The sequence below is a fragment of the Vreelandella sp. 2A-K22 genome, from assembly GCF_054065485.1.
Window position 1 is genome coordinate 111,689 of record NZ_JBSUGC010000004.1, and the last position, 13,645, is coordinate 125,333.

General features: G+C 45.7%; 17 protein-coding genes. 1 reads left to right on the top strand and 16 read right to left on the bottom strand.

Going from position 1 to position 13,645, the window contains the following annotated elements:
* Window positions 1-158: 158 nt before the first annotated feature.
* Window positions 159-800 carry a transposase gene (locus ACW17M_RS06840; protein ID WP_457547086.1) on the bottom strand — a complete coding sequence of 214 codons (642 nt, stop codon included), beginning with the start codon at window positions 798-800 and terminating at the stop codon, window positions 159-161.
* On the opposite strand from ACW17M_RS06840, the gene ACW17M_RS06845 reads away from it, so the two are divergent.
* Window positions 799-996: a hypothetical protein gene (locus tag ACW17M_RS06845; protein ID WP_457547087.1), complete on the top strand. Its 198-nt coding sequence runs from the start codon at window positions 799-801 to the stop codon at window positions 994-996. The two genes, ACW17M_RS06840 and ACW17M_RS06845, sit on opposite strands and share 2 nt — an antisense overlap.
* 162 nt (window positions 997-1,158) lie before the next feature.
* On the opposite strand, the gene ACW17M_RS06850 is transcribed toward ACW17M_RS06845, so the two are convergent.
* From ACW17M_RS06850 to ACW17M_RS06920, 15 genes are all read right to left on the bottom strand, one after another.
* Complete coding sequence (locus ACW17M_RS06850; RefSeq protein ID WP_457547088.1) at window positions 1,159-1,455, bottom strand: transposase; 297 nt, start codon at window positions 1,453-1,455, stop codon at window positions 1,159-1,161.
* The gene (locus ACW17M_RS06855) at window positions 1,436-1,777 is read right to left on the bottom strand and encodes a DUF2750 domain-containing protein (protein WP_035557355.1); all 342 of its coding nucleotides are present in this window, start codon (window positions 1,775-1,777) and stop codon (window positions 1,436-1,438) included. Before ACW17M_RS06855 ends, ACW17M_RS06850 begins: the two co-directional genes overlap by 20 nt.
* A 190-nt stretch (window positions 1,778-1,967) precedes the next feature.
* Window positions 1,968-3,404 (bottom strand): UvrD-helicase domain-containing protein, encoded by a 1,437-nt coding sequence (locus ACW17M_RS06860; protein WP_457547089.1) that lies wholly within the window; start codon window positions 3,402-3,404, stop codon window positions 1,968-1,970.
* Window positions 3,401-5,110, bottom strand: a complete 1,710-nt coding sequence (locus ACW17M_RS06865) for an ATP-dependent nuclease (RefSeq protein WP_457547090.1) — start codon at window positions 5,108-5,110, stop codon at window positions 3,401-3,403. The genes ACW17M_RS06860 and ACW17M_RS06865 overlap by 4 nt, the downstream gene beginning before the upstream one ends.
* Window positions 5,111-5,205: 95 nt before the next feature.
* On the bottom strand, window positions 5,206-5,802 hold the full coding sequence (locus tag ACW17M_RS06870) for a hypothetical protein (RefSeq protein ID WP_457547091.1): 597 nt from the start codon (window positions 5,800-5,802) through the stop codon (window positions 5,206-5,208).
* Window positions 5,803-5,906: 104 nt separating this feature from the next.
* A complete protein-coding gene (locus ACW17M_RS06875; protein ID WP_457547092.1) occupies window positions 5,907-6,221 on the bottom strand; it encodes a hypothetical protein in 315 nt (104 codons plus the stop codon).
* Between the two features lie 94 nt (window positions 6,222-6,315).
* Complete coding sequence (locus ACW17M_RS06880; protein ID WP_457547093.1) at window positions 6,316-7,074, bottom strand: HEPN domain-containing protein; 759 nt, start codon at window positions 7,072-7,074, stop codon at window positions 6,316-6,318.
* A gap of 109 nt (window positions 7,075-7,183) precedes the next feature.
* Window positions 7,184-7,549: a cupin domain-containing protein gene (locus ACW17M_RS06885; protein ID WP_457547094.1), complete on the bottom strand. Its 366-nt coding sequence runs from the start codon at window positions 7,547-7,549 to the stop codon at window positions 7,184-7,186.
* Between the two features lie 452 nt (window positions 7,550-8,001).
* Window positions 8,002-8,478, bottom strand: coding sequence for a hypothetical protein (locus ACW17M_RS06890; protein ID WP_457547095.1), 477 nt, complete (start codon window positions 8,476-8,478; stop codon window positions 8,002-8,004).
* Between the two features lie 199 nt (window positions 8,479-8,677).
* Window positions 8,678-10,252, bottom strand: coding sequence for a transposase (locus ACW17M_RS06895; protein WP_457547096.1), 1,575 nt, complete (start codon window positions 10,250-10,252; stop codon window positions 8,678-8,680).
* A 195-nt stretch (window positions 10,253-10,447) separates the two neighbouring features.
* Entirely contained in the window at window positions 10,448-10,771 is a 324-nt protein-coding gene (locus tag ACW17M_RS06900; RefSeq protein ID WP_457547097.1) for a GNAT family N-acetyltransferase, read from the bottom strand.
* Between the two features lie 617 nt (window positions 10,772-11,388).
* Complete coding sequence (locus ACW17M_RS06905) at window positions 11,389-12,387, bottom strand: DUF4917 family protein (protein WP_457547098.1); 999 nt, start codon at window positions 12,385-12,387, stop codon at window positions 11,389-11,391.
* A 116-nt stretch (window positions 12,388-12,503) separates the two neighbouring features.
* Window positions 12,504-12,710, bottom strand: coding sequence for a hypothetical protein (locus ACW17M_RS06910; RefSeq protein WP_457547099.1), 207 nt, complete (start codon window positions 12,708-12,710; stop codon window positions 12,504-12,506).
* 164 nt (window positions 12,711-12,874) lie between these two features.
* Window positions 12,875-13,309 (bottom strand): hypothetical protein, encoded by a 435-nt coding sequence (locus tag ACW17M_RS06915; RefSeq protein WP_457547100.1) that lies wholly within the window; start codon window positions 13,307-13,309, stop codon window positions 12,875-12,877.
* Complete coding sequence (locus tag ACW17M_RS06920) at window positions 13,296-13,643, bottom strand: hypothetical protein (RefSeq protein WP_457547101.1); 348 nt, start codon at window positions 13,641-13,643, stop codon at window positions 13,296-13,298. Before ACW17M_RS06920 ends, ACW17M_RS06915 begins: the two co-directional genes overlap by 14 nt.
* Window positions 13,644-13,645 lie beyond the last annotated feature (2 nt).

Consider the following 13,645-nt stretch of genomic DNA (forward strand, 5'->3'; position numbering starts at 1 on the left):
CGAGCCGTTTCCAGCGCCTGTTGTCCTTATTCATTTACTCAGCCGGTCATCTGGCTGAGTAATCTTAATATCGGCATTTAGCCACTTGAGCGCCCAGCTAAAGCTTGTTGAAGACGGCCTTTTGCTCTTAAAAAGCAACTTACTCCGCTCTAAGCCCTTCATGACGCGGCCATGTGGCCGTAATTCGCCAACTTCTCAATATTGTGCACTAAGCAGTAGAGCTGCCACTGACTTTGCACCTTTTTCTTACCCCGAAGGCTGAAGCGGTTCAACCTTTTCGTCGTGCCAATGTTACCGAATACAGGCTCTACGACTGACATGCGATGGCTGTAAATCTCTTTGCCCTTCGGGCTATCAACCCGATGCTTCATCCAGTCCGTATAATTGGGTAAGCGTTTGCTCTCGATAATAAAAGACACTTGTCGCCCTGCGCCGTTGCGATGGTCGGCCGAGCTCGGGTTCTGCATGCATCGGTATTTCTTTGGGCAGTGCCGACATTGCAGCAAACACCCTTCAAAGTGTACCCGAATCTTGCCATTGTCAGTTTCTCGTTGCCCGCGATAGGACAGCTTTTCACCGGTTGGGCAGATACACGTTAGCTCTACTGGATCAAACTGAATCGCGCTGGCTGGCGTCGTCTCTCGCCAGCCTTTGTCCGGTAGGTGCTGGTGGCGCTTTCCGTATTTGTCTTTCTGGTCGGCGAACTTCGGATCTCGGCTGCGGAACTGATTATCAGGGATGTAGCCATTGATCTTCCGTTCGTGCAGGTACTTCATATTGGGTTTACTTGTCTCGTCCATGAGACTCGCCCTGCGGGCCAGCCTGCAGCTGGGCAAATTTATTCCCGATAAATTTGTCGTTAGCAAAGCCAGTATCGGCGGTCACGACGGGCCCGATGCCCAACTGCTTAAAACGCGCTTCAACCTTCTCCAGAACTGGCTTCAGGGTGTGATGTTCCTGGCCTTCATCAAAGGCCTGACGTCAATGATGATCTGATGTTTCTTATCCACCGTAGCCAAACCGTTATAACCTTGAATCTTGCCTTTACTGGTGGTCATCTTGGCTCGGCGAATGTCCCGGTCCAGATCGGCTTCCGTATCGGTCTCATCACACGCGTAGTGTTCCAGTAGGTGATGCCGAATTAAGCCTCTCAGTTTCTTACGTTTCTCGTCCAATTTCTTTGAACGTGCCAGACCACTCTTTGGAGGCATCGGAGGACATCTTGCAGCCATCAATTGCAAAGAGTTCGTTACCCAGCAAGCCTTGTTTGTGGCATACCAGCAGCACATGTTCGAACAGCGCTTCAATCTCATCGGCATGCCGACTGACGAAGCTTGCCAGTGTGGTGAAGTGGGGCACGGTATCGCAGGAAAGGGCTTTGCGGCGACCCGACAGAGGCGTCCGGCGGCCAACGGCCGCGCAATGGTGCGTATAGTTACGTTTTGAGTTTGGCATGGAGCTCCTCAGCTGAGTAGGTAAGGGCTTCATGGCCATATTTGGGTGACGCTAGAACATCAGTAATTTGAGAGGCTGGCGAACCCAGCCAGGCTGTACCTAGAAAATTGCTGAGGGGGACAAACACCGGCGACCAGTTATTCTGGTGATTCAATTTTCGCGCGAAACCTTCAGCCTCATCGGATGATGCCCAAACAGGCAGAGCTCTGCCACATTCTGCCGGTAACGCATAAACCTCTTTTCCGGCTAGCAAGACCCACACTCCATCTTGATCTCGGATGGTATGAATAAACTTGCGATCACCAATCAATTCGACAGTCATTCAGCTACTCGATACCTTGGAACGATGAAACGTAACGTCCGCAACACCGGACAATTTTTTGCGCAGCGAAAAATTATTCCGAGTGCTTGCTCTTGTTATACTTGATCTGCACCATCTTATCCATGTCCAAATCCGGCCAGAAACAGATGCTTGGCAATTATCTTTTTTGATATTATGCTTCATCTAATTTCTATTCGGCTTTGTGGTTTGGAAGATTTTGGTTTAGCACTTCAAACCCAATAGATTCAAGACTTTCAACTATGTCATCATGCTTATATCCTTTGCCAAGCAAATCCATGTCTACTGCTAAAACAAGCTCTGACTCAGCTCTCGTTAATGCGACGTAGACCATATTCCAAGTCTTGTTGAACTTGGTTACACCATCCTGCATTAAGCATTTGAAAATCGCTGGCGTTAAGACTAAGACACACACCTTAGACTCTAAGCCCTTAGTTCGTTGGATGCTGCTTATTGCGTACTTGGCCGAGTTGTCCTTGGATGAACTAAATTGCTCAGCTGAGCGGCAAAGCTTTTTGAACAGCTCTTTGTCATACGGAATTTCCAGCGTGGCAAGAAATTTACGTATGGATCTGTTGTTGTCATTCTTCGATAACAGGGAGGCAAAGAAACGCTGTAATGAATATATGACCACGCCTTCTTCGTATTCTGGGAATTCCTTCGTAAGAAGCTCTTCTACTTCTGGATCGAACTCTGGTAGTGATCCCACTTTCTTGGTTGAGTAGTTACCTTCTTTTCTGAAGATACTAACTAAGCTTCCATTGTCAATGTGATGACGGATTACTTCGTCGTAATGATCTGCTTCTGAAGTAATGTATGTTAGCCGACCTTCAACTTCAGATAAGCTAATTTGCTCTTGACCTCTGGGACAGAAGGTATTTGAGAGATCAAGAATTTTCTGTGGAACCCTACGAGAAATTGTTATATTCGGCAGCACTTTAACTTTTTCATTGGCTTTGTTAGCAGCTAACCAATCTTTGAAAGATTTTGGATAATCTATTGCTTGCTTGGGATCGCCCACCATGTAGATGTCAACCGAATTTTCGCCGATTTGTTGAAAAACCTTAAGAGCAGTTGCATCAAGATCCTGGGTTTCGTCGAGGAAAATCTTATCAATAGTGCTACTTAGGAGTTTGTGAACTTTCCTAACCTTAGACTTTTTCTTCTGACTATTGTGTTTTGAGTAGTTTTCATCGACAACCCTCCATGCAGCAGCATATGTTTCGTCTACGTGTATAACGCCTCTCTTCTTTAGCCTGCTGATGGTACTCGCAGTTTCTCGTTTCTTTTTTTCGTCTGTCTTTCCAAAAGGAAAGTTTGAAAATGTTTTGCAACGTGAGGAAGTAGTATGCACTTCATTTAGGACGAATGGAGAGTAAGGGTAAATGATCTCATTCAATAAAAACGTATGAACTGTGCAAACTACGATATTTTCTGGCAGGTATCCAAGTTGTTTTATGATTGCTTCGGAGATGTTCTTCGCAGCATTGTTGGTATAAGTGATGGAAAATATCTTTTTATGCAACGCTGGGTCGTAGTGCGCGATGAGCTTCTCAGCTAGACCATGAGTTTTACCAGCACCTGCTCCGGCTAATTGAACTTCAATCATTTCATGAAATCCAGAGCTTCTTGAATGTGCTTGGGTAGCTTGACCGGATCTTCGTTCTTTTCGTCTAAAATCGAGTCTGCAATCTTAAGCATTCTTTCGGCTTTACTTTTCTTCAGGAACTTAGCCATTTCGTCAGAGGTTTTGTACTGCTTACTGAACAGTGCGTTTAAGCGGTCAATGTTTCCATCAGCCTCTGCAAGATCATCTTCGAGCGTATATTTGGTAGTGGTTCTTACTCGAATGTTGTCGTTATCGGTATCGTATTTTTCATGTTTTTTCTTGGTAGCTTCATTCTCATCGTAATCTCGAATGATACTCAGCCTCTTCTTAGCATTGTCTTTGTTGACTTGCAGCCAAACGTCCATGAATGTCGTGAAGCCAGTTTGCTCGATAGATATTACTTCAAGACTGCTAACGTTTTTGTTGTCACGATAAAGGATGGCGTTGATCAGCATCTCTTCGGTGGTACCTTCAACGAGCACGGTCTTATTGCTCAGCAGCAGTTTTAGTATGTCGAAGTTTGGTCGTTTACGAAGGTAGTTAGTGAGATGCTTTTTACTATCAGTTAGGTGGATGGCATCATTTCCAGATAGGACGATCACGTTGGTTAGCTCAAGTTTATTGATGACCTGTGGACTATGGGAGCTAATTAGCGTTTGTAGAGATGAGCCGCCTTTTTGTGTGCTTTTGTATATAAAGTCAGTTGCAAAACGGAGGTTGTTGACGCTAAGGTGTGCTTCAGGCTCTTCGATACAACAGAGGTTGAGTGCATTCTTGTTACTGTTGAAGAACTCAAATAATAGGTATATGAACACAAGATTACGATACCCAAGGCCACGCTGATATAGGTAGCTTTCACCAGACTTCAAGGTGATGTTGGATAGGATGCCCTTTAAATTTGGCAGGTTGGGAATACATTCAAGCTTATCAATAATCTCGTCGAAGAAATTCTCGAAGTCTGGATCAGGTGTAACGATCTTTTTGAATGTCTCGGTGCTTTCGATTTCATCAAAGAAAGAAGTGTACGCGCTGTTAATCTTGGCCTTGTCGGAATCCTCGAGAGCGGAAATCAGCATCTTGGTCAGAATGTCGTTTGATTTCTGTGTGTTACTTTCGGCAAATTCGTCACGCTCGGCGTTGATCGAGTTAATGGCTATTAGTCTTAAATCAGAATAGCTAACCTTTAACCCATTATTGCTTTGCGTTACATCGTAGTCGTACAGCTCAATTGGTAGGTTAAACCAGCGTGTATCTTTGATGTCCTCGATGCCTTCGAGTAGATCCTTGGCACTCTTTACAAAATGACCTGCATCTTTGGGCCTGAAGTCGTAGCAAACCTTATAGCTATCGTCGGCTTCTTCTCCGATTATCCACTTACCAATAACGCCTTCTTCAATAATGTTCTTTGGGTCAGTGAACTCGACCTCAACTCGAACCTTTGGAATCAAAGCCTTAGTCTCATCATCTCCCTTGCCGTTGATGATAGCTTGGTAAAAGTCATTGATTGCTTCGCGGTTGATGTCCGATACAGAGAGGCGTTTTTTATTGAAGCTAATGTCGTTGCTGTTAAGTGGTAGAGCAAGCGCGTCGAATAGGTTGGTTTTGCCTGCTTCGTTTTCACCGACAATTAGGCTGAGTGGCGACAGTTTGATCTCGAAGTTTTTGAAGGCTCGGTAATTTTTAATTTTGACCGTACGAATGAACATTTATATTCCATGTAGTGATTGTGAACCAAAGACCGCTTGGCGCGAAAGCAGGCTTACTACGCCCGTCGTATAACGATATAGCTCAGCCGTGCGCTTTAGCGCGTCGGCTGGAGCGGCTTGTTGGGCGACAGCCGCAGTTCATAACATGGATACCGCTGTATGAACGGATCGTAAGACAGGAGCAAGAACGCCCTGGTTATGAGCTGAGTCGCGTCGAATGTGTGCTGCGCGATGCTGTGCTCAAGGCAATCTCGCTCAAGCCAAGGCTCGTCGGAGAAGATCACCAGAACGTATTGCGAGTACGGCCCACCCTTGATGGATCGAGACTTATCCTTGCGACGGACCAGCTTTTCTAGGGCTGGAAGCAGCGCCCCCTTCCAGTCCTTCCAATCATAAGGCTGGCCGAGGCGCGCAGCCTCTATGGATGGACCATCAACTAGCTCCGTTATCTCAATTCCGATACGCGTTCCATCTCCAGCATGGGCGTCACAATCTGGCGGATCTTCGCCTTCGCCGCGATGGCGTGCCCCATAAAAGAACAGAGTTCCCTGATTCGCCAGCGCGCTCGCAAACTCATCAAGAACGCCAAGTTCGGCCATCGCGCGATCCGACTCCCACGAGAAATGACCCGCGTGTGGCCGATGGTTCTTTTTGATTTCTTCGGCCAGTGCTGCCCAGTCAACTTCGTGCATGCGGATCTCGCTCAAACGGCTCAACAATGAAGCTCACCAGCTCGATACAGGAGCATCGCCCAACGGACGTCAACTGTTAGGCTCTCGTCGCCACCATAATTCATCTACCTGACAGGTACCAATATCAGTATGCCGGTACCCGAATCTCTCTCACGCACCTCGCCAGGGCCATACTCACCAACCCTTCCGTTCTCAAGAATTACGGTGTAGTCCGTACGATCCCACGACCATCCGCTAATAAGCCGGTTTGTATACTGCAAGGCCTCGTAGTCTCCATTACGTCTGTACCCATCCGGCTCTCCCAGCAGGGATACGACTTCCTCCTTGGACATGCCTTCGCTGACGGTTTGCATTCTCTCCCCCGTAGCACAGCCGTGGAGGAAAAAAGCAACCGCAAGCAAGGATAGAATCATTTTCATTTATTCACCTCATGTCTCATTAGCCCAACGCCCGCCATCACCGGTGGCAATACCGAAGCGAAGCGGAGGTATTGGCATCCGATGCATGGCTTGGTTAGAGCCTCGGGGCAGACCGTTGCGAAACATCCGAAATGAATGCAGATACCTCATTGATCATCATTTCAATGTCTCCTTCCTCAAGGTTCAGATCACCCTGTAAGTATCTGGCGGGCGCTCTCAGATTCTTAAGCTTATTGATCGCATCAACATGGGTTTCGTTGACGTTACCCAGTTTCCGCTCGAAATTGATCTTTTTATGGATGACACCGTGTGACTTCGACTCCATTAACTGCTTATCCGGATGCCCCATCAGATATGCTTTTGCTGCGAGTTCAGATGCGCTATGCAAATTATCAATGCATGCAGAAAAGTGTCGCTTACTCAGCGATTCTCTCGCTGCCTCTAGGAATTCCTCGGCCGCTTCCAGATGTCGCTGTGAGAGGGATTTGTTGTATATAAAATTAAAAGAAATGAACCACTTATCCGATACCAAAATCAAGGTGGCGTGACCGTAATTCATCTCCTCTTCGCTGAGCTCAAAACCTTGAATGCCTTCGATATCCTTCCAAGTAACCGGGTCGCCAGCTGTAACTGTCCGATTCGCGTCATCTGGTATCTTGACGATAGCTCGCCCTTTGACTTCGTTATTTATTCGTACAACAGGCTTACCGCCATCAGCTTTGAAGATGATTTGCGCCATCTTTAAAGCTACAGGTCTTTCGAGTTCACCTTTCTCCTGCCTGTCCTCAATGGAGGGTACTATCCATGTCTCCATCAGATTGTTCAGCAGGTTTTGTTCGAAACTATCGCTCATAAGTTGCCCAACTCGAAAGCTCTAACGCCGGCCATAAGCGGCGCCCTGTCAAGGGCGTCCGGTGAAGGGCCTTCGGCCCGGAACAGGCTTAATGGCTTTGTTAACTGATTTAGATCCAAACATCGTTCTCTGCCGTTTGGCTACCAGTCTCGTCGCCAGTATTCACGACGCCACGTGGCTCAATAAGCAAAACCTTTGCTTCATGTTCCGCATAAGGCTTGTGCTCGATGCCTCTGGGAACCACATACATTTCGCCCTGAGACAACTCCACGTGCCCATCTCTGCAATCGATTCTGAGACTGCCCTCAAGAACTATGAACGTTTCATCCGTGTCTTTGTGATCATGCCACACAAACTCGCCCTGGATTTTAACGACTTTAAACTGATAGTCATTCATCTCGGCGATGACCTTCGGTGACCATTGATCATCGAAGAGGCTGAGCTTGTTTTTGAAATTTATCGCCTGATAGCTCATGCGGACTCCTTTGCAGTAACAGTTAACGTCCGCATTTGCGGCTAGCTTGGAGTGCAACGGAAAGCCATGGCGTTCTGATCGTAGTTATAAGCCTTGAAGCGCGGCATGCTGACCACTCCTCGTCTGTTTTCCCGATCCTACCAAAACTTAGCCGTCAGCGGAGTTTTTCTACAGGCTCAACGCCACACTCACCGGTAAATTAGGAGCGCAGCAAGTAATTTATACGTGTGGAGTGATTTGTTAGGCGCGTTATTGAAGTTTTTTTATGTGTTGCGCACATTTGTCAAACCCTAATGCCCTGATGTCTTTAATATCTTGAGATGAAAATGGTGCTTTATAACCTAACACGTCTAGACCATTGCATTTTTCATCAACATGTATCCCAGCGCCACCCTTATCACCGACCGTTGAACAGCCTTCAAGATATAACAGGAAAATCACTAAAGATAACCTCAGCACCCATCTGATTTTATAGAACTCTCTGCAATTCGAATCCATTGGTCATCTTCCTCTCTTATTGTTATTGCGACCTTAATTATGTAAAAAGGAGTTCTTGTTTCACTATTCGGCACGATATTAAAGCCAATACTAGATGTTTCACTTATCTTTAACACCTGATTCATTTTAATAATTTGTGTACCGATTGCCATTGCTGCTTCTGTGCTGGGGGTTCGAGTTCTCTCCATCGATGGCATAAACACACGTGCTATAGCAGTTTCTAAATTCCAGACGCGCCCACCTTTATTTTCTACTTCTGCATGTACTCTAATGATACATTCAGGCATCAATTCCGGTTCAATGAGAAGACTGACATGAGGAGAACTTTCTTCTCTAAAAATAAAGAGCCACGCACTGATGATGACTCCAGATATTATTACGATCCTTTGCAGAATACTCGCCCATGTATCAATATCTTCGGCTTCTATCATTTTAATATCTGCCTAACGAGGCTGTAGAAAAACCCGATTTAGAGCCATCTCCACCGCCTGTTGCTCTCATTTTCTTCACCCTACCAGTCATCTGGCTGGGGAGTATTAATATCGGCATTCAACAACTAAGGTGCGCGCCTAACGCCAGTTAAGAGGACTATTTGGCTCTTATGTAGCGACTTATCTCGCTCATAGCCCTTCATGACGCGGCCAAATGACCATAATTCGCTAACTTCTCAATATTGTGCACCAGGCAGTAAAGCTGCCACTGGCCCTGTACTTTCTTCTTGCCCCGCAGACTAAAGCGGCTCAGCCTTTTCGTCGTGCCAATATTCCCGAATACCGGTTCTACAACTGACATGCGATGGCTGTAAATTTCTTTGCCCTTGGGGCTATCGACTCGGTGCTTCATCCAGTCGGTATAATTGGGTAAACGTTTGTTCTCGATGATAAAAGACACCTGTCGCCCAGCACCGTTGCGATGGTCAGCCGAGCTTGGGTTCTGCATGCATCGGTATTTCTTTGGGCAGTGCCGACATTGCAGCAAACGCCCTTCAAAGTGTACCCGAATCTTGCCAGTGTCCGTTTCTCGTTGCCCGAGATAGGACAGCTTTTCGCCGGTGGGGCAGATACACGTTAGCGCTACTGGATCAAACTGGAACGCGCTGGCTGGCGTCGTCCCTCGCCAGCCTTTGTCCAGCAGGTTCTGATGGCGCTTGCCGTATTTGTCTTTCTGGTTAGCGAACTTCGGATCTCGGCTGCGGAACTGGTTATCGGGGATGTAGCCGTTGATCTGCTGTTCGTGCAGATACTTCATATTGGCTTCGTTGGCAAAGCCTGTATCCGCGGTGACGACGGTGCCTTTCTGGTAGATGTTTTCCGCAATGCCCAGTTTCTTAAAACGGGCTTCGACCGTTTCCAGTACGGGCTGCAAGGTGTGATGTTCCTGGCCTTCGCCGAAGGCCTGAGCGTCAATGACGATCTGGTGCTTTTTATCCACCGTGGCGACGCCGTTATAGCCCTGGATCGTGCCCTTGCTTGTGGTCATTTTGGCACTTTCGTTATCGGTCAGATTGCTCTTCACTTCCTTGATTCGCTTCCCCCGGCCCATCCTTGGGCTGTGCGTCTTTAGGAAACGATCCACTTTGTTCATGGCGGCATCTAGCGAGAGAATCGTCTTGGCTCGTCGGATATCCCTATCCAGGTCGGCTTCCGTCTCGGCCTCATCACACGCGTAGTGCTCCAGTAGGTGATGCCGAATTAAGCCTCTCAGTTTCTTACGTTTCTCGACCAATTTTTTGAACGTGCCAGACCACTCTTTGGAGGCATCGGAGGACATCTTGCAGCCATCAATTGCAAAGAGTTCGTTACCCAGCAAGCCTTGTTCGTGGCATACCAGCAGCACTTGTTCGAACAGCGCTTCAATCTCATCGGCATGCCGACTGACGAAGCTTGCCAGTGTGGTGAAGTGGGGCACGGTATCGCAGGAAAAGGCTTTGAAAATAATATTGGTCTCGCAGCTCCACTGCATCTCGCGACTGGAGGTGATGCCTTTTGAGTAAGCAAACAGGATAATCTTAAGCAGGATAGCCGGATCATAGGCCAGCCGACCGGTCGCATCGTTGCGGTACTTGGGATGGAAAACGGATAAGTCGAGCTTGTGCTCGATCAGGTAGTGCACCGCGTGTTCAAAGGTGCCTGGCTGGAGCTGATCCTGGTAGTTGATCACCACCATGGCGTTCTGATCGTAGTTATAAGCCTTGAAGCGCGGCATGCTGACCACTCCTCGTCTGTTTTCTCGATCCTACCAAAACTTAGCCGTCAGTGGGGTTTTTCTACAGGCTCAACGCCCAATGAAGGTGTGCAGCACGCTACCACGACACTAAATTTGAACGTCTTAATCACTGAACTCAACTCAAACCAAAAGTACCAAGCGTGCGGAATCACTCTTAAATTGTTTGTTATGTTTTTATTTGAAATAGAATGAATGATCGTACACAACGCTTGGTTTCACAGAATCATCCAAATACAGTCGGAGGTGAACACGGGATCCAAGACTTAGATGTTTTTCAAATCCAAGTGATTCATAGAAGGCTACGAGATTTCTCACAGTTAACCCGCTATTTGCGTCTGGCTCTGCGGTGATTTCTACGCAGGCTTGAGGGCACTCTATCGAAATACGTTTGAGTGAATCCTTTAGTAACTCTCGAGCGAACCCTTTCCTACGAAATTCTGGTAATATATCTACACGCTCGATAGTATAGACATTTTCATGCTCGGGATTTTTCTCCACATGCAATTACAATCATTATCGTAATTTTCGAAATACACATATAAAAAACCATCATGCTCTTTATGCATGATGTTGGACAATTGAGTCATGATACTCCTTATCGACAAACTATCAGCTAGTTAAACTTATCAAACCTTAAATCTTAATCGTAAATCACCGTGGATTTTCACAGAAAAAATAACGCTTTGCTCACCGGAAAATTGCGAGCACAGCGAGTAACTTTCCGCGTGCAGCAAATTGTTATGCTTTATTGGCTGCTGCTACTTGGTGCCGCACCAATTGCCTGAATTCCGCATGTTGTAAGGCAATAAGTTAAGTTGTCTTGTGTACTTATGCAACCGCGAACAACCAACGAACTTAACGCTGCATTAAAAGCTGTCGGATTCCTGTTAGCCCCAGGGAACTTGTGTACAAGAGCTTGAATTTGGTTGCATGGCGTTTGATAAGGCCAATAAAAACGTTTGAAAATATCTAGAATTTTCAATTCGTCCGAAGTTAGAGAACTTCTATCATCACACATTCACTTCTCCTTCCGACTACACGGATTTAAAACATAACGCCCGCATTTGGGGCTTGTTTGGAGCGAAGCGGAAAACAAGTCCGACAACATGCGTTTGTTAAGCGCCTCTGTTCCAGCACTCATCGCTCTGGCAATCAAAGAATGTAACTTCACATTTATTTCCGAGTTTATCTTTAAGAATTTGGCTGACTCTACTACAGTAAGCTTGATCATTTCCAAAAACTGAAACTGCCACTTTCTTGATGTCTGATTTGGATATTCTATCGACAATATGTAGATCATGCTCTCCCAGTCCCCAGCCATAAAGCACAATATCGCTGGACAAATTTGGCAATACCTCACGATATACGGTATTCAGATAGTAACTGCTATGAATGGATTTAATTTTTTGTTCTGAGGTGCCCTCGCTGACAAACAGTGGAACATAGCTGCCTTTCGCCCACTTGGATAAAATGCCTTCAAGCAAGCTCAGTCCGCCAGAGGATATTTTTCGTTCGTTTTCGATCTTATCTCTTGCCAGCACAAGGTTTCCGTGCGGATAAAAAACAAGCGAACAAGTTCTTTGATTCCCTATCGGGTCTCTGAAGCGTTGCCAATCATCATCAAAGTCCGTACCTACAAAGCAATCTTTAAACGCATGCTTATCATCGACATCTAAACCATACATCATTGCCCAATAAACTATTAGATCGTAATTTAATGATATTACCGTCTTGAAATCCTTGAGAAATTCATAAATTATTGAAATTTGATCTGAGACAGTTTCATGTTCCGGATGAATATCTCTTACAGCTGCAATCAAGCAATCTCTAACATGAGCATACGCTTGCTCTGTTTTTGCATCGAGTATTTCTAGAGATTTATTCACATTTGTAGCTTGCCATACGATCCTTAAAATCAGTTCAAAATCTTCGGTATGGAAGAAATTAAAGATATTTTGCACGTCTTCCGTGAGCAACCCGTTACCCGTTGCGTGATGCTTGAGCGAGCCATACGAGAAGCCTGAATCAACCGCGATGCTAGCACCATTGCCTAAAAGAATGGCTCCGCCATACTCATTTTCAATATCTTTCCATTTATGAATTTTGTACGGCAATCTTCAATACCCCCTGACGCTTAGCGCCGCCACCAGCGGAAAAAACTTGATGGCGCATTTTTTGCGCCGTTTGCAAAAAACGTGACAGCGAGTTTTTTCCAACTTGCGTGGCCTTGTTAAGCGCTGTGCTTTAATATTTCTTCGACTGCATCTTCTAAGGCTTTAGCGGCTTTAGTTTTTTCAGTAGTTGATATCCAACTATAAATCTTATTACTCATGATTCCAGCGGTGGCTTCTTGAGCAATTTCCTTGATATCATAGCCAGCCAAATTTGCCTCGGCTACGAATGCTTCTAATGCCTGTTTGATTGCGTTTTGACTCATTTTCTTACCCCTCTGTGAATATCTTGCTTTTACCATGTAAAGGCGATTAACGCCGCATTAAGGTGTGAGCAACGCTACCACGAAAATATACCTGTGCACCATAAACACGAGACTAATTATGGAATAAAAATACCAAGCGTTGCGAATCACTCTTAAATGCTTTGTTAGTTTTCAATTTCAGCAGACTGCATACCTTCCAGTTTTTTACGCAGGCGATCTTCACTACTCGCTTTAAAGTTTTCCAACTTCAAACGCTCGAAACCTTTAGGGTTTAGTTTACAGTGGTAATGATGATGTTCTTTTAATCGCTTTTCTTCTTCAGCAGCCAACTCTTCTTCAGTTTTTATCTTTCGCCCAGACAGTAGCAACCACTTATCCGCACACTTATACCAAGCAAAGGTCAAAGCCAATGCAGAAAACACTGGTTGAGACCAACCTAGAAATGCAACTAATGCGGAGATGATTACGGCAGTAAATAGCACAAACCATTTCATCATTCGCATGCCGATAACATCTTGATTAAGCTTGATGTCTGTTTCTTCTGATGTTTTGCTGGATAACTCGCTATATATTACTTTCAATTCGTCATTCGAAGGCATGTGAGTTTCTAGTTCGTTGTCTACCCCCCCAGCGATATTCGTTTTCTGAAACACCAAAAATATAAGGACGCTCAGCAATATTCGAAATACGAAGTGCCGTTTTACATTCAAACTTAACTAGTGCTTGCAATGGAACTGGGTAGTGCTTAATCCAATATTTAAATTCAAATTCGGCAATTTTCTTACACTCTTCAAGGCTGTGTTCTCGAAGTAAACGGACAGACAACAGTGCTGTTGAATCGTCGTCTGCTGCACTTACAAACTTAGGAGAGTAGCTAACATAATATCCATCCCTCTTAACCTCTACACTTTCAAATCTGACCCAAGGTTTCATAC

What these genes read in the sequence shown, in the direction of transcription:
- ACW17M_RS06865 (WP_457547090.1), bottom strand. Translation starts at nt 5,110, where the DNA reads ATGTTCATTCGTACGGTCAAAATTAAAAATTACCGAGCCTTCAAAAAC.
- ACW17M_RS06880 (WP_457547093.1), bottom strand. Translation starts at nt 7,074, where the DNA reads ATGAGCGATAGTTTCGAACAAAACCTGCTGAACAATCTGATGGAGACA.
- ACW17M_RS06910 (WP_457547099.1), bottom strand. Translation starts at nt 12,710, where the DNA reads ATGAGTCAAAACGCAATCAAACAGGCATTAGAAGCATTCGTAGCCGAG.
- ACW17M_RS06895 (WP_457547096.1), bottom strand. Translation starts at nt 10,252, where the DNA reads ATGCCGCGCTTCAAGGCTTATAACTACGATCAGAACGCCATGGTGGTG.
- ACW17M_RS06875 (WP_457547092.1), bottom strand. Translation starts at nt 6,221, where the DNA reads ATGAAAATGATTCTATCCTTGCTTGCGGTTGCTTTTTTCCTCCACGGC.
- ACW17M_RS06840 (WP_457547086.1), bottom strand. Translation starts at nt 800, where the DNA reads ATGGACGAGACAAGTAAACCCAATATGAAGTACCTGCACGAACGGAAG.
- ACW17M_RS06885 (WP_457547094.1), bottom strand. Translation starts at nt 7,549, where the DNA reads ATGAGCTATCAGGCGATAAATTTCAAAAACAAGCTCAGCCTCTTCGAT.
- ACW17M_RS06850 (WP_457547088.1), bottom strand. Translation starts at nt 1,455, where the DNA reads ATGCCAAACTCAAAACGTAACTATACGCACCATTGCGCGGCCGTTGGC.
- ACW17M_RS06845 (WP_457547087.1), top strand. Translation starts at nt 799, where the DNA reads ATGAGACTCGCCCTGCGGGCCAGCCTGCAGCTGGGCAAATTTATTCCC.
- ACW17M_RS06920 (WP_457547101.1), bottom strand. Translation starts at nt 13,643, where the DNA reads ATGAAACCTTGGGTCAGATTTGAAAGTGTAGAGGTTAAGAGGGATGGA.
- ACW17M_RS06870 (WP_457547091.1), bottom strand. Translation starts at nt 5,802, where the DNA reads ATGCACGAAGTTGACTGGGCAGCACTGGCCGAAGAAATCAAAAAGAAC.
- ACW17M_RS06855 (WP_035557355.1), bottom strand. Translation starts at nt 1,777, where the DNA reads ATGACTGTCGAATTGATTGGTGATCGCAAGTTTATTCATACCATCCGA.
- ACW17M_RS06860 (WP_457547089.1), bottom strand. Translation starts at nt 3,404, where the DNA reads ATGATTGAAGTTCAATTAGCCGGAGCAGGTGCTGGTAAAACTCATGGT.
- ACW17M_RS06890 (WP_457547095.1), bottom strand. Translation starts at nt 8,478, where the DNA reads ATGATAGAAGCCGAAGATATTGATACATGGGCGAGTATTCTGCAAAGG.
- ACW17M_RS06915 (WP_457547100.1), bottom strand. Translation starts at nt 13,309, where the DNA reads ATGCCTTCGAATGACGAATTGAAAGTAATATATAGCGAGTTATCCAGC.